Origin of the sequence: Actinomadura syzygii (assembly GCF_008085905.1) — a bacterium.
GTDB classification, from domain to species: domain Bacteria; phylum Actinomycetota; class Actinomycetes; order Streptosporangiales; family Streptosporangiaceae; genus Spirillospora; species Spirillospora syzygii.
Map to the genome: position 1 here is coordinate 407,358 of NZ_VSFF01000009.1, position 20,015 is coordinate 427,372.

The window sequence follows — 20,015 nt, forward strand, 5'->3', positions numbered from 1 at the left end:
GCGGAGGGCGCTCACGCCGAGATCCTGGCGGATGGCGTTCCGGAGTTCGTGAAGCCGGTCCCTGAACAACTGGAACTCGGCCTGATAGTCGGCGACGGAATGGTCCTCGCCTTTGCGAATTCGGTCGCGGAGGCGGCGGAGGCTTCGACCGCGGCCCGCACGGCCTGCTCCGCCGCGATGAGCACCAGGTGCGTTCCTGCGCCTGATTCACACCGGCGCCCCGGAAGGCCGCCCGTGCAGCGCGTTCAGATATCCGAAAGCACAGGAAGCCACGACACGGGGCGGAGTCTAAGGATCGTTGTCGCCGTCGGGCCTCACCTCACAGGCACTCAGCAGCCGGACGGCCCGCCGCGCGGCACGTGGATCGGCGGCGGTCAGCCGTTCGAGCAGCCCGTCCAGGTCACCAGACGAGACGCGCCGCGACGCACTCCAGCCGCCGTCCCGCTCTTTGGCGATCGTCCAGCCGGGAAACAGGTGCCCGAGCAGCAGCAAAGCGACGGCCTCGTCCTTCATCCGCGCCGGAGGAACCGGTCGACGACCAGCGCCGCGTCTCCCCCGCAGTGACAGACGAACCCGTCCCGCCCACGCGCCGCCTCGTGAATCCCCCACCGTCTCTCCGGCACGGCGAGGACGCACAACGTCACGGCCATCCTCCCGCCGTAGACCCGCAGCAACGGCGTCCGCACCGGGACGACCTCCTGATAGGTGCGCACGCACCGCCACCCGCGCCGCTCCAACTCGAGCGCGAGCGCCTCCAGATGACGCACCACCGTGTCGCGCTCGTACGCCGTCCGCCAGTCCAGATAACGGACGCGAAGCTTCGCGCGCACCCCGGTCAGCGAAGCTTGGCCCACGTGACCTTCCCTCCTTCGTTGAGCGTCCGAACACCCCACTCGTGGACGAGTTCCGTCATCAGCCGCAGCCCCCGTCCCGAGGTAGCGCTGAGGTCTTCCTCCTGGACGACCGGTCGCCCTTCCCCGCCGTCCCACACCTCCACGACCGGACGGCCGTCGTGCTCGTCCCGAAAGATCCGCACGACGATCACCCCTTCCCCGTGCAACCAAGCGTTGGTGACCAGCTCACTGACCACGACCCGCCCGAGAGAGTCGTCCGCGATCCCCCACTCCGAGAACCGAGCGACCAAGAACCGCCGCGCGATCCACGGCGCCCTCTCACTCGGCTCAAGAACCAGCGGCGGCGGAGCCTCCGAGACCAGTGCTGTTACTGCCATGACCACGACCTTTGAATGTGCTCTGTGACCTGAGACATTCAGTCATCAGTCATGTACCGTGCGTTACAAACCAGGCGCGTCCTGGGCTCAAGTCCCACAGCGGAATTCGCTGCGGTTTGTGTCCGGTTGAGCCGCGCTTGTGTGAGACACCCCCGGGAGAGACTCATGTCCACACGCCGCACGAGGAGCAGCACGAGCCCAACGCTGATCGCATTCGGGAGACGCTTCCGGCGCTTCCGCGACGCGAAGGGCTGGACTCAGGAGGGCCTTGCCCTGCGCGCCCACGGCGGCGCGGGCGTGAAGCCCCAATACATCGGAGCGATCGAGAACGGCCGCGCCAGATGCACTGAGAAGTTCGCAGCCGAGATGGACGAAGTGTTGGAGGCCGGGGGCGAGTTGCTCGCCCTGTGGCACGACCTGGCGATGGACGCGACGTTCCCAGCCTGGTTCGACTGGGTCGCGGTAGAAGGGGATGCGGTCGTCCTCGCGTCCTACAGCCTGTCCGTGGTCCATGGACTGCTCCAGGTGCCCGCCTATGCCGAAGCGATCCTCCATGGCGACAAGGACGCGGTGACGGCCCGAATGTCCCGGCAGGCGATCTTCACCCGCTCGGACCCGCCTCCGCCGGATGCCACGTTCCTGCTGGATACGCAGACACTCGACCGCCCTGTCGGAACTCCAGACGTCATGGTCGAGCAGCTCGAACATCTCGCCATGAAGATCGAGGAGGGAATGCAGATCCAGATCGTTTCCTCAGAGGGGACGCATCTGGGTAACACTCATCCTTTTACGATCGCCACACTCGAAGACATGCAGCAGGTGGCCTACGTCGAGACGCTGGCACGCGGGTTCACGATGGCCGAGCCGACCGACCTAGTAGCCTTCGGCAGAGCACTACGGCAGGTTCAAGGGCTTGCGCTCCCGGTGGCGCAGTCGTTGGACGAAATCCGCGGAAAGGCGACGACGTGGAAACAGGCAAGATCGTCTGGCGAAAGGCCAGCCGCTCGACCTCGACCGGAGGCGAGTGCGTAGAACTGACCGCACTCTCCAACGGACTGACCGCCATTAGGGACTCCAAAAACCCCGACGGCCCCAAACTACTCCTAGCACGCACCGAATTCGCAGCCCTTATGACGGCCCTCAAGCGCTAGTACGCCCGTCAAGAGGCCGACCGCTCAACCTCCCGATTGGCGTTACCCGTCAACCGCTCGGCTGACCTCATAGGTGGAAAAGTGGACGTTAACGATCTTGTCTGGCGCAAGTCGTCCCGTAGTGCCTCCAACGGCGGCGAGTGTGGCGAACTGGCATCGGCCCCCGGAGTCGTCGCCGTCCGCGACAGCAAGAACCCGGACGGCCCCACGCTGACCATGGGTCGAGACGAATTCGCAGCCTTGCTGGCAGCCCTCACGCACTGATCTCCCACCAACAAAAACCCAGCTCCCCTGCTGCTCACGATGGAACCGTGGCGCCGGCTCCGTCGTGATCAGCGGCAGTGGCGTTCGTTGCGGGACCGCACAGGAATGCATGGTGGCGGGTTCGGTGTATCGCGGGTGTATTGGAAAACGCATACGCCGGTGTAACGGGCTCTCGTCTTCGGTGTTGGCACGGGCCACAGGGTCCGTGCCGGGGCGTGCCTCGGTTTCGGGACGTGATCGCGAGAAGGGCGAGAGCGTGGTTGGTGACCGAGGATGGGATCGGCGTTCGGTGCTCCGGGGTGCCGCCGTGGTGGCCGGGGCCGCCGCGACCGGGCCGCTGCTGGGCGGGACGGGCACCGCGCGAGCCGAAGGCGGTGACGCGGACGCGCTGTTCAGGGCCGGGGAGTTCGAGCAGGCCGGTCGCGCCTACGAAGAGATATTGAAGACAGACCCCAAGAATGTGCATGCGGCACGTCAGCGCGGTTACGTGGGGCTGCTGAGCAATAGGTTCCCCGAGGCTGAGAAATATCTCTCGATAGCCCTCGGATCGGCGCCCGACGACAAGGACGCCCACCTGCTTCTGGCCGACTGCTACACCCGGCAGGACAAGCTCTCCCTCGCCGCGCCGCACTGGCAGGCGGGCGGTGAGGACGTCACCGCCAAATGGTTCGCGGCGGTGAAGGGGAAGCCGTATCAGGTCCAGGGCGACGTCGGGCGGCTGCCGTGGTCGGAAATGGATCCCTTTCCGATCCTGGAGGCATCGGTCAACGGTGGGCCGCCGAAGCGGTTCACGTTCTACACCCGCGTCCCGTGGCTGGGGCTCTCCGCGAAAGTGGCCAAGGAGGCCGGGCTGAGCGCGGTCGCCAGCCAGAAGATCGAGTACGCGGGCCACACCCTCTGGATGTACTTCGGGGTGCTCGACTCCTTCAAGCTGGGCGGCATCGAACTGCGCAACTTCCCTGTGCAGTGGTCGGAGTCGGACGAGGAGGCACCCGGTCAGAGCAACGACGGCCTTATCGGCACGTGGATCCTGTACCACTTCCTGACCACCGTCGACTACGCGGGGCGGGCGCTGATCCTGCGTCGCCGGACGCCGGAAGCCGCCAGGAGGGCGCGTGCCGACGCCGCGCGGGCGGGGGCCAAGCCTCTGCCGCTGTGGTTGGCGCGTGAGCATCTGCTCCACAGCCGGGGCAGTGTCGCCGACTCCGGGTCCCGGGTGATCGCTCTGGATCTCGGTGGAACCGGTGAGCAGGTCGCGGGCATCTCCGCGGAAACGGCCGAACGACTGCGGATCCGCACCGACTACGACCGTCCGCTGGAGGCTTTCGCCGGGGGCCAGCCGGTGGTCAGCTATCCGTGCTACCCGAAGGAGGTCCGCCTCGGCGACGCCGTCGCGAGGCACGCCTACTGCTACACGGACAAGGGCGGCGGGGCAGGCGGCTTCCGGCTCGCGGACGCGCAGAACGCCGCGCCCGGCGACTACGGGTTCGACGTCCTGGCCCACTTCGCGCACAGCTTCTACAAGCCGTTCAACATCACCCTCGACTTCACCGACATGAACGTCTACGTCGCCCGCGGCAAAGCCACCTGATCACTGGAAAGGGCGTCAACCGAGCGCGGGGAAGGGCGATCCCAAATGCCCTACTCCGCGCTCGGTGCCGTGAAGGGAGCGTCCACGGCACGGCAGTCGCCGCACGTGGATGATCAGCTCTGAGGGCTGGCGTCGGCGCGCGGCACGTCCCGACGTCATGGGCGCCCCGGCGGGCGCGTCATCGTGTGGTGTTTCGTTTACGCTTCTGCGGTGCCTCTCTGTGCGACATAATCGGAGCGATCGGGCCATTCGTCGTTACCGTTCGCGGTACGGCGAATTCGGTTCGTGTTCCGTCGTTGTCAGGGGGCCTCATGGAGCATGCGTCGCCGACCCCGGAGGGCGCGACCACGCCCGAGCATTTCGTCGAGGAAATGCGGTTGTTGAAGGCATGGTCCGGCCAGTCCTACCGCACGCTCGCGAAACGCGCGAGTGACCTGGGGAAAAGCCTTCCGCACAGCACGATCGCCACGGTGCTCAACCAGTCGTGCCTGCCGCGCGAGGATTTCGTCGCCGTGTTCGCCGAGGCGTGCGGGTGCGACGGAGAAGGGGTCGCCGTCTGGGTCGGGGAGCGGCGGCGGCTCGCGGTCGAGTCCGCTCGCCGGTCGGAGGGCCCGGTCGAGCCGGAGCTGACGCGGGCGGCGCGGGAGGACCACGATGCCCTGACCGCGTCCGAGCCGGAGCTCACCGAGCCCACGGAGCCGATCTTCACACCGGCTCCCCGGATACCGCCAGTACCCGCGGCTGGTCGGACGGTTTCGCGGCGCGGGAGTGTTCGGCGGCACTCCGCCGTCACCGTGCTGCTGATGGCCTTGTCGGCCGCGGTCACGGCGGTCGTTCTCATGAACGCCGGGGGCCCGGACGGCGAGAGCGCCGCGCCTCCCAAGACGTCCCCGTCGCCGGGCGTTTCGGCGCCGTCCGGCTCGACGCCTCCGGCCACGCGCTCGGAGCCGACCCGAAGGGCGTCCGGGACCAAGCCGACCGATGCCTCCGACCCGAAACCCACCTCCCGTCCCGTCGACCGGTCCGGCGCGGCGCCGCGCAAGCCCCCGCCGGGCGAGACACCCGCTCAGGAGCTTCCCGAGCCGTATTCGCCGGTTACACCGTCCGCCGGTTCCGGACCCGGCACGAATGGCGCCCAGGCCGGCTGGAAGAACTGCGAATACGAGAGCCCGATCGTGCCCTGCCATTGACGGTGACGGCCGCCGCAGACCGGGAGTGCGACCAAGATCGCGGCGGTATCGGCGCCGTCGCTGTCGATCCAGGGTGAGCAGGTCTTGGTCTTCGGGCTCCAGGACGCCGCCCCCCACGTCTGCTCATGAGGTTAACCCGGCTCTATGTTGAGAAAGGCCCGCGGCCGGAAGGCACGGAGCGAATCTCGTCCAGCCGTCGGCGAGAAGGACGACCCGGCCCCGTACGGGTTCGTACGGGGCCGGTCAGCGCAGGTCACGAACGGTGCCCAGAACGCTCTCGAACGACTGGCCGGGATCAGGTTCGGCGGGTCGTCTCGTGGTACTGGTCGGACGTCAGGCCGATCTGCCAGGCGGCGGCCTGGATCGGGTCGCGGATCCAGCCGGGCACCAGTTCGCCGAACTCGCGGCGAGTGCCGTCACGTTCCAGCGTTCCGTTGGTCATCAGCAGCAGGTGCAGGTGGTCGTCGTACAGCTCCTCGACGCACCAGAGGCTGAGGACCTGGCCGGGGTTGCCCGGGTCCGGGGCCTCGCGGCCGACCCGCGGCCAGCCCGACTCGGTGACGACCCGGCGCCACCCGGCGCGGCCCGCCAGGATCTCCACGGCGCAGCGGCGCTGCTCGGAGTTGCGCAGCGACACGGCGCGGGCGATCGGGACGTCGTCCTCGACGATCTCGCGCGGCACGAGGACGCCGTGCCAGGCCCACAGGCACCAGCCGTCCGGGTACCGCACGGCCGGTCCGCTCGGATGGTGGAGCCTCCCTTCGGTGTCGTGGTGCAGTTCGGTCGGACGTTCGGTGAGGATCACGCTGTTCCGCATCGGCCACCACTCCCCCGCCGACCGTCCGACCTGGAGCAGGCCGCGGCCGTGGCGGTCCGGCTCCCAGACGCCGCACCGTTCGAGGTAGGCGAGCTGGGCGAGCTGCCGCAGCATCCGCGGGCGGTGGGCGCCCAGTCGGGGCAGGGCGCCCACCTCGGGGAGCCGCTCCGCGTCCTGCCAGGTCGCGGCGACCTGGTCGACAGCCGAGCCGACTGGCTCGTCGAGCCCCGGCTCGACCGCGGCGGCCACCTCTCGGCCGAGCCGGGACAGCGGCCCGCTCCAGCGCGGGTCGCGTTCCAGGGCGTCGAGGTCGGACGGCAGCGGGTCCAGCATGATCAGGTCGGTTTCCGGGTCGTCCTCCGGCACCCGGCCGACGACGGCGTCGGCGGACGCCTCCGGCAGCGTCCGCCACGCCCGCCGGGTGACGAGCGCGCGGCGGCCCGCGCGGATGTCGGCGCCGATGCTGCCCGCCATCGGCGAGCCCAGCCAGATCACGTGCTCCGGCGGCCGCCGGCCGGCGCCGAGGTAGACGTCCCGGACGCCCGCCTCGGCCGCCGCCCGGTCGGCCGGGCCCGTGGCGAGGCCGTGCGCGACCCATTCGTCCCGCACCGCCGACAGCAGGGCCTGCTGCTCCGCGGTCGGCGGCGGGACGTGGCCGTGTGCGGGGCGCAGGTCGACCATGATCAGTCCGCGACGAAACGGACGGACGCGAACTGCTCACGCTCCGCCTGCTCGCGCGCCTCCTGCTCACGAGCCGCCTGGTCGCGAACGGCCTGCTTGCGGGCCAGCTTGCGCGCCTGCTCCCGCTTGCGCCGGGTCTCGGGAGTGAACACGCGCGGCGCCATCTCGCGCTTGCGGCGCAGCACGTACAGGCCGGGAGCGATTCCGGTGTTTCCGTGCTCCGGGTGGTCGAGCCACGCGGTCGCGCCTTCGCCGACCTCCAGCGACCCGAGGGTGATGTCGTCCGCCGCGCCGTCGTGGACGTCGTACCGGACGTCGCCCGAGGCGAGCAGAAGGTGCGTGTGCCCGCCCGCCTCGCCGCGGACCACGGCGACACCGGCCGCCGGGACCTGCGCCGTGGGACGCCCGAGACCGTCCGCCGCCATCGCGGCGGGAATCACGGAAACGTCGCCCTGGTGCTGGAGTCCGGCGATCGTGGGAATGTCGAGTTCGGCGGCCAGATGAGCCAGGTCGGCGCCATTCGACCGCACGTTGCTGAGAAGTTTCACATCGCCTCCCGCGAAGTGCTTTCCAAGAAATTTAGCGCCGCCCGCCTCCACGGGAAACTGATTTTCGAGGCGCCTGACCCGACCGTGGAAAGTGACGAATTCGGGGTGCCGAGGGCAGTGAAAGCGCACGGCGTCGCGGCGTCGCGGCGTCCGCGCGGCGGAGGCGGGGCCGGTTGTGGACAGGCGGTCTGACCGGCCTGGTCGGAGTTGAGGTGATCTTGGGTATTGATCATGAAATGTCGGGATGCTTACCGTGCGGGCATGATGATCAAGAGGAGGACTCTGCTCAAGGGCATGGCGGCGGCTCCGGCCGTGTTCGCGCTCGGGAGCGCGTTGGACGGGGCGGGGGCGCTCGCCGGGCCGTCCCCCCGGACGTCCCTGCTCGACGTCACCTACCCGCCTAAGGACAACTTCGGGCTCGTCTTCATGGAGAAGCCCTTGGACCGCGACATCAAGTGGGCCGACCTGGTCAAGGCGCTCAAGCGGACGCTCCCGAGCCGCAGCGTCGACCAGGTCCTCGACTCCGCCAACCGGCACGGCACGGACGGGGGGCTCCCGGACACCCCGCCCCGCGCCGACCACTGGTTCTGGCAGGACGGCGACCGCAACGACGACAACTGGATCCCGCAGGGCCTGACGACCAGCGCCGACTACCACCAGGACGGCAAGTACAACGGACGGGAGGTCCAGCTCGCGTCCTGGTACAGCAAGCACGCGACGAACAAGGGCGTGCGGGTCAGCTTCGTCGACATGACGGACCCGTCCAAGCCCGCTTACCGGCACGTCCTGCTGGTAGAGCCGACTGGCAGTGTGCTCACGCCCGACTTCAAGGCCATCAAGATCCACGCCGGCGGCATCATGTGGTACGGCGACCTGCTGTACGTCGCGGACACCTACAACGGCCTGCGGGTGTTCGACATGAAGGATCTGCTGGCGGTCACGTCCAACGGCGACCAGGACAAGATCGGACGGCAGCCCGACGGAACGTACCAAGCGCACAACTACGCCTTCGTCCTGCCGCAGTCGTCCTCGTACAACTCGATCGTGCACAACCAGCCGGAAGTGCAGTACTCCTGGATCTCTCTCGACCGGACGTCGACCCCCGACAGCATCGTCATCGGCGAATTCATGGAGACGGCGGACAGGGCGAGCCGCCTGTTCAAGTGGGACATCGACGCCACGACCCGCAAGCTCAAGGAGACCTCGGGCGTGGCAGAGCCGTCGTTCGCGGCGGTGGTCGACATCGATCGGATGCAGGGCGGGACGTGCATCAAGGGCAAGTTCTACCTGGTGCGCAGCAATTCCAACAACGCGGCCGGGGACCTGCTCACCTGGAAGCCGGGGAGCTACGTCCAGTACCCGATCACGTTGCCTCCCTATCCGGAGGACGTCTCCTACGACGTCAACAAGGACTGGCTCTGGTGCCACACCGAGACGAATGACGCGCGGCAGGTGTTCGCGCTGAAGGTGTCCCAGATCCCGTAGAACCCGGGGTCGCCCCCGCGCGCCCACGCGGGGGCGACCCATGCACCGATGAGTTCCGGCGTCCCGGACGGTCTCCACCCGTGAGCCACGAGGAAGGGACGCGAAATGACGAAGCAGCACGCGCTCGACAAGAAGTTCACAGCGACCTTGCGGAAGAGCCCCGCCAAAGGCGGCTGGACCTATGTGATCTGGCCCGAGTCGGCGGAGTTCTTCCAGACGCGGGGCCTCGTCAAGGTCAAGGGGACGATCGACGGCCATCCGTTCCAGGGTTCGTTCATGGCGCTCGGCGACGGCAACCACAAACTGGCCGTGAAGGCGGAGCTCCGCCGGGTCCTCGGCAAGGACGAGGGCGACGACATCACCGTTCACCTGACAGAACGCCTGGGGTAGGACCGCTTGACCTTGACACCGCTTGACCTTGACACGGTGGCAAGGACTTCACTGTGCCGAGGAGGTGGTCCGATGAGCGGGCAGGACGTGGGGCGGGCACTCCGGGCGCTGGAGAGCGACGACCCGCAGGTGCGGCTGAAGGCGGCGATGGCGGTCGGCACGAACCCGGACGCGGGGTTCGTCGGCAAGCTGATCGAAAGGTCCGAGGTCGAGCCCGAGTTCTTCGTGCGCGAGATACTCACGTGGGCGCTCAACCGGCATCCGTCCGAGCTGACGGTGCCGCGGCTGATCGAGGAGCTCGGCTCGGAGAGCGCGCAGGCGCGGAGCCAGGCGCTGCACACGCTGTCCAAGATCGGGGACCGGCGGGCCTGGCCCGCGATCACCCGGGCGCTGCTGACCGACGCCGACGACGAGGTGGCGCGGAGCGCCTGGCGGGCGGCGGTCGCGCTCGTGCCCGAGGGCGCGGAACCCGAGCTGGCCGGGGTTCTGGCGACGCAGCTCGGCCGCGGCGGACGCGAGACGCGGCTCAGCCTCAGCCGGGCGCTGATCGCGCTCGGCGAGGCGATCCTGCCGGTCCTGGGCGCGGCGGCGGCGCATTCCGACCCGGCCGCGCGCCGGCACGCGATTGCGACGGAGCGTCTGTGGCATGACCCCGATGTCGGGTTCGAGACGGCGGTCGAGGAGGCGAAGCGCTTCGTGGCCCTCGGCACGGCGGGGCGGGAGGGCTGACAGGCGGTGCTGATCGGTGAGGTGGCGCGGCGGTCGGGGGTGAGCGCCCGCATGCTCAGGCACTACGAGTCGCTCGGGCTGGTGCGGCCGACCGGGCGCACCGAGGCGGGCTACCGGGAGTACTCCAGCGAGGACATCCGGCGGATCTTCCACATCGAGAGCCTGCGCTCGCTGGGGCTGTCGCTGCGCGAGGTCGGGTCCGCGCTGGACGATCCCGGCTTCACTCCCTCGGGGCTCGTCGACGACCTCGTCCGCCGGACGCGGGAGCGCATCGCGAGCGAGACGGAGCTGCTCACCCGGCTCCAGCGGATCGGCGCCGCCGACCCCGCCGACTGGGCGGACGTCCTGCAGACCGTCGCGCTCCTCCACGCCCTGGGCTCGGAGAGCGCCGGGACGCGCCAGCGCGCCGCGCTGTCCTCCGCCGACGAGACCCCGATGCCGGTGGACGCCCTGGTCGAGGCGGTGCTGAGCGAGACGGACACGAACGTCGCCGGGGCCCTCCGGTGGGCGCTCGCGCGGTCGGGCGACGCCGGGCTGCCGCTGCTGGCGGAGGGGCTCGGCTCGCCGGTCGCCGGGGTGCGGGAGCGCGCCGTCCGGGCCGTCGCCGAGGTCCCGGGCGACGGGGCGGCGGCGCTGCTGCGGGACGCCCTCGCGAGCCCCGACCTCGCGGTCCGCAGGCGCGCCGCCCTGGCCCTCGCGGCGCGCGGGGCGCTCGGCGGACGCGGGGCCGCCGGCGCGGTCACGACGCTCATCGACATGATCGTCGAGGAGGTGAACGACGTCGAGGCGGCGGACGCGCTGGCCGTCCTGGCCGGTGATCCCGCGCTGACCGACCAGGTCGCCGCCGGGCTCGTCGACCGGCTCGACGCCGCCGGGCCGTCCGCGCGGCGGCGGCTGACGGAGGCGCTCGCGGACGTCCCGGGCAGCACCACGACACGTGCCCTCGCGGAACTGGCGCGCGACGACGACCGGGCCGTCGCGCTCACCGCCGCCTACATCCTCAGCCGCCGGGAAGCCTGATCACCAGCGCTGGCGGGACTCCTCGGCCCAGCCGGTCAGGCCGTCGAGCGCGATCCAGGTCCCGTCGTCGGCCCGAGCGCGCCCGGTGAACTCGCCGAAGCACTGGTGGGTGTCGGTTCCGACGACGCCGAGTTCCGTGCGCGCGGCCCGGACGTGGAACGGGTGGAATTCCGCTTCGACGCGGGGACCGGTGATCGTCCAGGATGCGCCCTCGCCTATCTCGTGCTCACCGGACGGCAGCCGCAACCGACCGTGGACCGGACGCCCCACGTCCTTCACCGTGTACTGGAAACGCCGGGAACTCCACGGGACGACCACGCCGAGCGACTCGTGACCGTCCGGCAGCGGGACGCGGACGTCCAGGTCCAGCACGCCGGGCACCACGGCCCGCACCCGCGAGCCGGACCGCCCCTGCCTGACCCCGACCGCCATCTCCCGGCCCCGCACGGACGCCTCCCCCGCGCCGCTCCGGTCGGGGAACACCGCACCACGGGCGAACGGGACGACGGCGTCCTTCCCGGTCTCCTCGCCGGTCGCGCGGTCGAGCACGTAGACGCTCTGGACGGCCGCGTAGTCCAGCGACGACGCGACCAGCCCGACGATGTGCCGGGGCGTGACGACGCCCCAGTACTCCCAGCGCTTCGTCCGGCCCCAGCCGCGCAGGTTCGCGCGGTGCAGCGGGCGGCGCGTCCAGCCGACCGCGCCGGGGTTCAGGCGGCCGTCCGGCAGGCACAGGTCGACCGGTGCGGTGATCTCGGTCTCGCGCATCACCCGAGACTAACCGGCGGATGGCAGAGTGGACTCCATGATCGTTCCCCCTCCCGTCCTGGTCCGGAACGCGCTCGGCGCCTGGGGCGCGGACGGCCGCCGCTGGCTGGACGACCTGCCCCGGACCGCCGCCGCCGTCGCCCGCGACTGGGACCTGCGCGTCGGCGAGCCCTTCGCGCTGAGCTACCACTGGGTCGCGGAGGCCACCACGAGCGACGGCACGAGCGCCGTCCTCAAACTGGGCCCGACCCAGCCGGGCCACCTCGCGCACGAGGCGGCGGCGCTCGGGATCTTCGGCGGGCGCGGCGCGGTCCGGCTGCTCGCCCACGACGCGGAGCGGGGCGCGCTGCTGCTGGAACGCGCCACGCCGGGGACCCTCGCCCGCGACCTCGTCCCGCACCGGGACGAGGAGGCCACCGCCGCCGTCGTCGAGGTGATCCGCCGCCTGCACCAGAAGCCGCCCGCTGACTGCGCCCTCCCCGACCTGGCGGAGACGGAGGGCGCGTCGTTCGCCGGGCACCTGGACCGCTTCCCCGGCGACGACCCGCTCCCCCGGCGCCTGGTCGAGCGGGCGGCGGGCCTCCTCGCCGAGCTGAGCGCGGACGGCGAGCAGGTCGTCCTGCACGGCGACCTGCACCACGACAACGTGCTGCGGGCCGAGCGCGAGCCGTGGCTCGCCATCGACCCGCACGGCTACGTCGGCGACCCCGGCTACGACACCGGCGCGCTCCTCTACAACCCCGAGCCCGGCGACCGCGGCGAGGAGAAGCTCACGCTGCTCCCGGCCCGGATCGAGCAGCTCGCGGACGGGCTCGGCATGCCGAGGGAGCGGGTCGAGGCGTGGGGGTTCGTCGTGTCCGTCCTGTCCGAGGTGTGGACGACCGAGGACGGCGGCGCCCCGGACGGCGGTCCGCTCGCCGTCGCGTCCCACCTTCTCCCCCGGCTGACCTGAGGAAACGCCCCGGGACGACCGGGCGAAGGTCAACCCCCGGGGCGGCGCGGACTCTGGAACGGTCCGGCCCGGGCAAGCGGCGTTTCAAGAACTCCATACCTGGGCCAGAGTTTCTTTAGTGCCGGTCCGGACGATCTTCTGGGGGTGATCATTGAATCGCCCTGGAGCTTCGACGACCACGACGCCGCGCTCGACCGGCTGGCGGCGCGGGAGAACTTCCCGGTCGCGGCGCGGCTGCTCCCCGCACGGCACCGGGCCGGGCTGCGCGCCCTCTACGGGTTCGCGCGGCTCGTCGACGACATCGGCGACGAGGCGCCGCCGGAGCAGCGCGCGAAACTGCTCGGCCTCGTGGACGACGACCTCGACCGGGTGTACGCCGACCGCACGCCGGCCCTGCCGCAGCTCCGCCGGCTGGCGCCGGTGGTGCGGGCGCACCGGATCCCGGCGGACCCGTTCCGCGACCTGATCCGCGCCAACCGGCAGGACCAGACCGTCCACCGGTACGAGACGTTCGAGGACCTGATCGGGTACTGCGCGCTGTCGGCCGCCCCGGTCGGGCGCGTCGTGCTGCGGCTGTTCGGCGCCGACCGGCCGGGCCTCGTGGCGGCGTCCGACGACGTGTGCGCCGCGTTACAGATCATCGAGCACTGCCAGGACGTCGGCGAGGACCACCGGGCCGGGCGGATCTACCTGCCCGCCGAGGACCTGCGCCGGTTCGGCTGCGCGGAGGACGACCTCGCCCGCGCGGTGACGCCGACGCGGCTGCGCGGCGTCCTCGCGCTGGAGGCGCGCCGCGCCCGCGACCTGCTGGACGGCGGGTCCGCGCCGCTGGCGGCGGGGCTGACCGGCTGGGCCCGGGTCGCCGTCGCGGGCTACGTGGCCGGGGGGCACGCCGCGCTGGACGCGCTGGAGCGCGGCCGCTACGACGTCCTCGCGCGCCGGCTCCGGCCCCGCCGGGCCGGACTCCTCGCCGGATGGGCACGCGGGTTGGGAAGGGGATGGCGATGACGGTTTCGGAGGTCCGCACGGGCGCCGACGGGGTCCAGGACGCCTATCGGCACTGCGAGCGGGTGGTCCGCGAGGAGGCCCGCAACTTCTCCTACGGGATCCGGCTGATGCCGGGCCCGAAGCGGCGGGCGATGAGCGCGGTCTACGCGTTCGCCCGCGGCGTCGACGACATCGGGGACGGCCCCGAGCCCGCGTGCGTCCGGCTCGACCTGCTGGACCGGTCGCGGCGGCGGCTCGCGACCGTCCAGGAGGTGCTGCGCTCCCGCGCGGACGCCCGCGCGCTGGAGGGCCACCCGGTGCTGACGGCGCTCGCGGACGCGGCGGCCCGCTACCCGATCCCGCTGGAGGCGTTCGACGAGCTGATCGACGGCTGCGAGGACGACGTCCGCGGCGCCGACTACAAGACGTTCGACGACCTTCTGCGCTACTGCCAGCGCGTCGCCGGGACGGTCGGCCGCCTCTCGCTCGGCGTGTTCGGCTCGGACGGCAGGCAGCGCGCGGAGGGCCTCGCCGACTCGCTCGGCGTCGCGCTCCAGCTCACCAACATCCTGCGCGACCTGCGCGAGGACCGGCTCGCCGGGCGGATCTACCTGCCCGCCGAGGACCTGGAGCGGTTCGGCTGCACGCTCGCCCTGGACGACTCCGGCCGGTTCGCCGACCCGCCCCGGCGGCTGGACGAGCTGGTCGCCTACCAGGCGGACCGGGCGCGCGCCTGGTACGCCGAGGGGCTGCGGCTGCTGCCGCTGCTCGACCGGCGCAGCGCCGCCTGCACGGCGGCGATGGCGGGCATCTACCGGCGGCTGCTGGAGAACATCGCGGCCCGCCCGTCGGCCGCGCTGAACACCCGGCTGTCGCTGCCGACGTGGCAGAAGGCCGTGGTGGCGGCGCGGGCGATGTCGGGGGTGGAGCGGTGAGCGTCGTGGTCGTCGGCGGCGGCCTCGCCGGGATCAGCGCGGCCGTCGCGCTCCAGGAGTCGGGCGTGCCGGTCACGCTGGTGGAGTCGCGGCCGTGGCTCGGCGGCGCCACCCACTCGTTCGCGCGCGGCGACCTGCGCGTCGACAACGGGCAGCACGTGTTCCTGCGGTGCTGCACCGCCTACCAGGGGCTGCTGCGCAGGCTGCGCGCCGAGCACCTGGTGGACGTGCAGGACCGGTTCGACGTGCCGGTGCTGCGCCCCGGGACGGAGCCGGGACGGCTGCGCCGCTCCAACCTGCCGAGCCCGCTGCACCTGCTGCCCGCCCTCGCCCGGTACGCGCCGCTGCCGGTCGCCGACCGGGCGCGGGCCGTCCGCGCGGCGGCGGCGCTGCGGCGGCTCGACCCGGACGACCCGGACCTCGACGGCGTCGCGGCCGGGACGTGGCTCGCCGGGCGCGGCCAGCGGGCCTGGGCCCGGCAGGCGCTGTGGGGGCTGTTCCTCACGTCCGCGCTGAACGCCGAGGTGGACGACGCCGCGCTCGGCCTGTCGGCGATGGTGTGCCGGCGGGCGCTGTTCGGCCGTCCGGACGCCGCCGACATCGGGGTGCCGCTCGTCCCGCTGGACGAGCTGCACGGCGGGCCCGCGCTGCGCCGCATCGCCGAGATGGGCGGGACGGTCCGCCTCAAGGCGAAGGTCGAGGCCGTCACGACCGACCCGAAGGTCGTCGTGGACGGCGTCCCGATGGCCGCCGACGCGGTGGTGATGGCGGTGCCGCACGAGGCGGCGGCGCGGCTGCTGCCCGCGCAGGCGCTGCCCGACCCGCTGCGCTGGGACGAGCTGGACGCCAGCCCGATCGTGAACGTCCACGTCGTCTACGACCGCAAGGTGCTGCACGGCCCGGCGTTCGGCGGCGCCCGCGTCCCCCGGCACGCCCCGTTCGCCGCCGCCGTCGGCTCCCCCGTGCAGTGGGTGTTCGACCGGACGGCCGTGAGCGGCCTGCGCTCCGGCCAGTACCTCGCGGTGTCGCTGTCGGCGGCGGACCGCTGGATCGACATGCCCGCCGCCGAGCTGCGCGCCCGGTTCCTGCCGGAGCTGCGGCGGCTGCTGCCCGCCGCGCGGGACGCGGGCGTCCGGGAGGTGTTCGTGACGCGGGAGCGGCGGGCGACGTTCCGGCAGCGTCCCGGCTCGGCCGCGGCCCGCCCCGGCGCGGCGACGCGGGCGCCCGGACTGTTCCTCGCCGGCGCGTGGACCGACACGGGCTGGCCAGACACGATGGAGGGAGCAGTGCGCAGCGGCCTCACCGCCGCGCGGCTGGTCCGTCGCCACCTGGAAGGGGTGAGGGACCGATGACAGCCGTTCCGGTCTCGATGACCGATGTCCGCGAGCTGGTCGACGGGGCGCTGCGCGCCGCCGTCGGGCGGCTCGACCCGCGCACCTACCGCGTCGCCGCCTACCACCTCGGCTGGGCCGACGAAGAGGGGCGCCCGCGCGACGCGCCCGCCGGGAAGGCGCTGCGCCCCGCGCTGGCGCTGCTGTCCGCGCGGGCCGCGCTGGCGCCGCCGGAGAGCGGGCTGCCCGGCGCGGTCGCGGTCGAGCTGGTGCACGCGTTCTCGCTGCTGCACGACGACATCATGGACCGCGACCGGACGCGGCGGCACCGGCCCGCCGCGTGGACGGTGTTTGGCGAGCCGTCCGCGATCCTCGCCGGGGACGCGCTGCTCGCGCTCGCCCTGGAGGTGCTGCTCGAAGCACCGGGCCAGGGCTCCTCGCGCGCGGCGCGGTCGGTGGCGGTGACGACCCGGCGGCTCATCGCGGGCCAGTCCCTCGACATGGACTTCGAGACGCGCCGGCAGATCGGCGTGGACGAGTGCCTCACGATGTCGTCCGACAAGACGGCCGCGCTGATCGCCTGCTCCTGCTCGATCGGGGCCGTCCTGGACGGCGCGCCCGAGCCGCTGTCGGACGCGCTGGAGGCGTTCGGCGCCGACCTCGGCATCGCGTTCCAGCTCGTCGACGACCTGCTCGGCCTGTGGGGCGACCCGAAGGCGACGGGCAAGCCCGCGCTGTCGGACGTCCGGTCCCGCAAGATGTCGCTGCCGGTCGTCGCGGCGCTGAACGCGGACGGGCCGGAGGCGAAGCGGCTCGCCGAGCTGTACGCGCAGCCGGAGCGGACCGAGGACGAGCTGGCCGCGATCCCGCCGCTGGTCGAGGCGGCGGGCGGGCGCGCGTGGGCGGAGCTGGAGGCCGAGCGCCGGATCCAGCGGGCCGCCGAGCACCTCGTCACCGCGCGGCTGCCGGACGCCGTCCGCGCCGAGTTCCTGCACATCGCCGACTTCATCACCCGCCGGGACCACTGAATGACAGCCACCCAGCAGACACCTCGATCGACGGACACCATCGAGCCGCGCACGGCGGCGGACGCGCTGGACGCCGCCCGCGAGCACCTGCTGCTCCTCCAGTCCCCGCAGGGCTGGTGGAAGGGCGAGCTCCAGACCAACGTCACCATGGACGCCGAGGACATGCTGCTCCGCGAGTTCCTCGGCATCCGCACCGACGACGACACCCGCGAGGCGGCCCGCTGGATCAGGTCGCAGCAGGCGGCGGACGGTTCCTGGGCCAACTTCCACGACGGCCCGCCCGACCTGTCGACGACGGTCGAGGCGTACGTGGCGCTGCGGCTCGCGGGCGACCCGCCGGACGCCGACCACATGCTCCGCGCCGCCGCGCACGTCCGGAGCGCGGGCGGGGTCCCGGCGACCCGCGTGTTCACCCGGTTCTGGCTGGCGATGTTCGGCCGCTGGCCCTGGGACGAGCTGCCCGTCGTGCCACCCGAGATGATCTTCCTGCCGCGGTGGTTCCCGCTGAACGTGTACGACTTCGCGTGCTGGGCGCGGCAGACGATCGTGCCGCTGACGGTGGTGGCGGCGCTGCGTCCCGTCCGGCCGCTGCCGTTCGCGCTGGACGAGCTGTACCCCGGCTACGACGTGCCGCGCCCGCGCGACCGCGCCCGGCCCGGCTGGGACATGGCGTTCCGCACGCTCGACCGGGCGCTGCACGTGTACGAGCGGCGTCCGGTGAAGGGGCTGCGGCGGGCCGCGCTGCGCCGTGCCGCCGAGTGGATCGTCGCGCGCCAGGAGCGGGACGGCTCGTGGGGCGGCATCCAGCCCCCGTGGGTGTACTCGCTGATCGCGCTGAACCTGCTCGGCTACGGCGTCGACCATCCCGTCGTCCAGCGCGGGCTGGACGGCCTCGAACGGTTCACGATCAGGGACGACGAGGGCCGCCGCCTCGAAGCGTGCCAGTCGCCCGTGTGGGACACCGTCCTCGCGATGACCGCGCTGTCCGACGCGGGCCTGCCCGCCGGGCACCCGGCGCTGGAGCGGGCCGCGGACTGGGTGATCGGCGAGGAGGTCAGGGGGCCCGGCGACTGGTCGGTGCGGCGTCCCGGCCTGCCGCCCGGCGGGTGGGCGTTCGAGTTCGACAACGACGTGTACCCCGACGTCGACGACACCGCCGAGGTGGTGATCGCGCTGGACCGCGTCCGGCATCCGCTGGCCGAGCCCGCGATCGAGCGGGGCGTGCGCTGGATGGCCGGGATGGCGTCGAAGGACGGCGGGTTCGCCGCGTTCGACGCCGACAACACCCGCGCGCTGTGCCGCAGGCTGCCGTTCTGCGACTTCGGCGAGGTGATCGACCCGCCGTCCGCGGACGTCACCGCGCACGTCGTGGAGGCGATGGCGCACCGCGGCATGGCCGACTCGCTGCTCGTCAAGCGGGCCGTCGTGTGGCTGCTCAAGGCGCAGGAGCCGGACGGCTCGTGGTTCGGCCGGTGGGGCGCCAACCACGTGTACGGGACGGGCAGCGTCGTCCCCGCGCTGGTCGCGGCCGGGGTGCGCCCCGACAAGCCGGTGATCAAGGACGCGGTCGGCTGGCTGGAGCGCCACCAGCGCGACGACGGCGGCTGGGGCGAGGACCTGCGGTCCTACCGCGACCGGTCGTGGGTGGGGCACGGCGCGTCGACGGCGTCGCAGACGGCGTGGGCGCTGCTGGCGCTGCTCGCCGCCGGGGAGCGGGGGGAGGCCGCCGAGCGCGGCGTCCGCTGGCTCGTCGACCACCAGCGCCCGGACGGAACCTGGGACGAGGACCACTTCACCGGCACCGGGTTCCCCGGCTACTTCTACATCAACTACCACCTGTACCGCCTGGTGTTCCCCCTCAGCGCGCTGGGCCGCTACCTGAAGGGGTCGTGAGAGATGGCGATGCCACTGCGCCAGAGCCTCCGCATCGGCGGGTACGTGCTGCGCAACCGGCTGGCCGGGCGCAAGCGGTTCCCGCTGCTCGTCGAGCTGGAGCCGCTGTACGCCTGCAACCTGGCGTGCGCGGGCTGCGGCAAGATCCAGCACCCGGCGGACGTGCTCAAGCAGCGGATGCCGGTGGAGCAGGCCGTCGCCGCGATCCGCGAGTGCGGCGCGCCGATGGTGTCGATCGCGGGCGGCGAGCCGCTCATGCACCCGCGGATCGGGGAGCTGGTCGCCGAGCTGGTCAAGATGAAGCGGTACGTGTTCCTCTGCACGAACGCGGCGCTGATCCCGAAGAAGATCGACATGTTCGAGCCGTCGCGGTACTTCGCGTGGGCCGTCCACCTGGACGGGCTGCGCGAGCGGCACGACGCGTCCGTCTGCAAGGACGGCGTGTTCGACCAGGCCGTCGCGGCGATCAGGACGTGCCGCGAGCGCGGCTTCCGGGTGACGACGAACACGACCGTGTTCAACACCGACACCCCGAAGACCGTCATCGACGTGCTCGACTTCCTCAATGACGACCTGCGCGTCGACCAGATGATGATCTCGCCCGCGTACGCCTACGAGAAGGCGCCCGACCAGGAGCACTTCCTCGGCGTCCAGGAGACGCGGGAGCTGTTCCGCAAGGCGTTCGCCGACGGCCGCCGCAAGAAGTGGCGGTTCAACCACTCGCCCCTGTTCCTGGACTTCCTGGAGGGGAAGGTCGACTTCCCCTGCACGGCGTGGGCGATCCCGTCGTACTCGCTGAAGGGCTGGCAGCGTCCCTGCTACCTGATGGAGGACGGCTACACCGCCACCTACCAGGAGCTTCTCGACACCACCGACTGGGACTCCTACGGACGCGGGCGCGACGACCGCTGCGCCAACTGCATGGCGCACTGCGGCTACGAGCCCACCGCCGTGTTCGCGACGATGGGCTCGCTCAAGGAGTCGCTGCGCGCCGTCCGCAGCCTCTGACCGCCTTCTGACCAGC

The 20,015-nt window shown here is 72.0% G+C and carries 22 protein-coding genes; 16 read left to right on the forward strand and 6 right to left on the reverse strand.

The features are described 5' to 3' along the window. Positions 1-288: 288 nt before the first annotated feature. Genes FXF65_RS24645 through FXF65_RS24655 form a run of 3 tightly spaced genes read right to left on the reverse strand, consistent with a single transcriptional unit; the run spans position 289 to position 1,231 of the window. Positions 289-513, reverse strand: coding sequence for a hypothetical protein (locus tag FXF65_RS24645; protein ID WP_148352379.1), 225 nt, complete (start codon positions 511-513; stop codon positions 289-291). Then, positions 510-854: a hypothetical protein gene (locus FXF65_RS24650; RefSeq protein ID WP_148352380.1), complete on the reverse strand. Its 345-nt coding sequence runs from the start codon at positions 852-854 to the stop codon at positions 510-512. Before FXF65_RS24650 ends, FXF65_RS24645 begins: the two co-directional genes overlap by 4 nt. Continuing rightward, entirely contained in the window at positions 836-1,231 is a 396-nt protein-coding gene (locus FXF65_RS24655; RefSeq protein WP_148352381.1) for an ATP-binding protein, read from the reverse strand. The genes FXF65_RS24650 and FXF65_RS24655 overlap by 19 nt, the downstream gene beginning before the upstream one ends. A 165-nt stretch (positions 1,232-1,396) precedes the next feature. Between FXF65_RS24655 and FXF65_RS24660 the strand changes: the two genes are divergently transcribed. From FXF65_RS24660 to FXF65_RS24680, 5 genes are all read left to right on the forward strand, one after another. Next, positions 1,397-2,263: a helix-turn-helix domain-containing protein gene (locus FXF65_RS24660; RefSeq protein WP_148352382.1), complete on the forward strand. Its 867-nt coding sequence runs from the start codon at positions 1,397-1,399 to the stop codon at positions 2,261-2,263. Beyond that, a complete protein-coding gene (locus FXF65_RS24665; RefSeq protein WP_148352383.1) occupies positions 2,197-2,382 on the forward strand; it encodes a DUF397 domain-containing protein in 186 nt (61 codons plus the stop codon). Before FXF65_RS24660 ends, FXF65_RS24665 begins: the two co-directional genes overlap by 67 nt. A gap of 81 nt (positions 2,383-2,463) precedes the next feature. Beyond that, a complete protein-coding gene (locus FXF65_RS24670) occupies positions 2,464-2,646 on the forward strand; it encodes a DUF397 domain-containing protein (protein ID WP_148352384.1) in 183 nt (60 codons plus the stop codon). Between the two features lie 289 nt (positions 2,647-2,935). After that, positions 2,936-4,237 carry a tetratricopeptide repeat protein gene (locus FXF65_RS24675; RefSeq protein ID WP_187412483.1) on the forward strand — a complete coding sequence of 434 codons (1,302 nt, stop codon included), beginning with the start codon at positions 2,936-2,938 and terminating at the stop codon, positions 4,235-4,237. A 311-nt stretch (positions 4,238-4,548) separates the two neighbouring features. After that, on the forward strand, positions 4,549-5,427 hold the full coding sequence (locus FXF65_RS24680; protein WP_148352386.1) for a helix-turn-helix domain-containing protein: 879 nt from the start codon (positions 4,549-4,551) through the stop codon (positions 5,425-5,427). Positions 5,428-5,722: 295 nt separating this feature from the next. On the opposite strand, the gene FXF65_RS24685 is transcribed toward FXF65_RS24680, so the two are convergent. Then, positions 5,723-6,925, reverse strand: coding sequence for a DUF6745 domain-containing protein (locus FXF65_RS24685; RefSeq protein ID WP_148352387.1), 1,203 nt, complete (start codon positions 6,923-6,925; stop codon positions 5,723-5,725). A gap of 2 nt (positions 6,926-6,927) precedes the next feature. Beyond that, on the reverse strand, positions 6,928-7,473 hold the full coding sequence (locus FXF65_RS24690; RefSeq protein WP_187412484.1) for a hypothetical protein: 546 nt from the start codon (positions 7,471-7,473) through the stop codon (positions 6,928-6,930). Between the two features lie 261 nt (positions 7,474-7,734). On the opposite strand from FXF65_RS24690, the gene FXF65_RS24695 reads away from it, so the two are divergent. The 4 genes from FXF65_RS24695 to FXF65_RS24710 all read left to right on the forward strand — a co-directional run bounded on the left by FXF65_RS24695 (position 7,735) and on the right by FXF65_RS24710 (position 11,097). Continuing rightward, positions 7,735-8,958, forward strand: a complete 1,224-nt coding sequence (locus tag FXF65_RS24695) for an LVIVD repeat-containing protein (RefSeq protein WP_148352388.1) — start codon at positions 7,735-7,737, stop codon at positions 8,956-8,958. A 105-nt stretch (positions 8,959-9,063) separates the two neighbouring features. After that, complete coding sequence (locus tag FXF65_RS24700; protein ID WP_148352389.1) at positions 9,064-9,348, forward strand: DUF1905 domain-containing protein; 285 nt, start codon at positions 9,064-9,066, stop codon at positions 9,346-9,348. A gap of 72 nt (positions 9,349-9,420) precedes the next feature. After that, positions 9,421-10,077 carry a HEAT repeat domain-containing protein gene (locus FXF65_RS24705; RefSeq protein ID WP_148352390.1) on the forward strand — a complete coding sequence of 219 codons (657 nt, stop codon included), beginning with the start codon at positions 9,421-9,423 and terminating at the stop codon, positions 10,075-10,077. A 6-nt stretch (positions 10,078-10,083) separates the two neighbouring features. Then, entirely contained in the window at positions 10,084-11,097 is a 1,014-nt protein-coding gene (locus FXF65_RS24710) for a MerR family transcriptional regulator (protein WP_148352391.1), read from the forward strand. Here the strand turns inward: FXF65_RS24710 and FXF65_RS24715 are convergent, their stop codons facing one another. Then, positions 11,098-11,865, reverse strand: a complete 768-nt coding sequence (locus tag FXF65_RS24715) for a DUF2804 domain-containing protein (RefSeq protein ID WP_148352392.1) — start codon at positions 11,863-11,865, stop codon at positions 11,098-11,100. It lies immediately after the preceding gene. 37 nt (positions 11,866-11,902) lie between these two features. On the opposite strand from FXF65_RS24715, the gene FXF65_RS24720 reads away from it, so the two are divergent. The 7 genes from FXF65_RS24720 to hpnH all read left to right on the forward strand — a co-directional run bounded on the left by FXF65_RS24720 (position 11,903) and on the right by hpnH (position 19,999). Continuing rightward, positions 11,903-12,817 (forward strand): aminoglycoside phosphotransferase family protein, encoded by a 915-nt coding sequence (locus tag FXF65_RS24720; protein ID WP_148352393.1) that lies wholly within the window; start codon positions 11,903-11,905, stop codon positions 12,815-12,817. 144 nt (positions 12,818-12,961) lie between these two features. Next, the gene (hpnC, locus tag FXF65_RS24725) at positions 12,962-13,825 is read left to right on the forward strand and encodes a squalene synthase HpnC (protein ID WP_148352394.1); all 864 of its coding nucleotides are present in this window, start codon (positions 12,962-12,964) and stop codon (positions 13,823-13,825) included. Continuing rightward, on the forward strand, positions 13,822-14,739 hold the full coding sequence (gene hpnD / locus FXF65_RS24730) for a presqualene diphosphate synthase HpnD (RefSeq protein ID WP_148352395.1): 918 nt from the start codon (positions 13,822-13,824) through the stop codon (positions 14,737-14,739). Before hpnC ends, hpnD begins: the two co-directional genes overlap by 4 nt. Then, positions 14,736-16,091, forward strand: coding sequence for a hydroxysqualene dehydroxylase HpnE (gene hpnE, locus FXF65_RS24735; protein WP_246199065.1), 1,356 nt, complete (start codon positions 14,736-14,738; stop codon positions 16,089-16,091). The genes hpnD and hpnE overlap by 4 nt, the downstream gene beginning before the upstream one ends. Then, complete coding sequence (locus tag FXF65_RS24740) at positions 16,088-17,098, forward strand: polyprenyl synthetase family protein (protein ID WP_148352396.1); 1,011 nt, start codon at positions 16,088-16,090, stop codon at positions 17,096-17,098. The genes hpnE and FXF65_RS24740 overlap by 4 nt, the downstream gene beginning before the upstream one ends. Then, a complete protein-coding gene (gene shc / locus FXF65_RS24745; RefSeq protein WP_148352397.1) occupies positions 17,099-18,991 on the forward strand; it encodes a squalene--hopene cyclase in 1,893 nt (630 codons plus the stop codon). It begins immediately after the preceding gene. Positions 18,992-18,994: 3 nt separating this feature from the next. Then, a complete protein-coding gene (gene hpnH, locus FXF65_RS24750; protein WP_148352398.1) occupies positions 18,995-19,999 on the forward strand; it encodes an adenosyl-hopene transferase HpnH in 1,005 nt (334 codons plus the stop codon). The last annotated feature ends 16 nt before the right edge of the window (positions 20,000-20,015 follow it).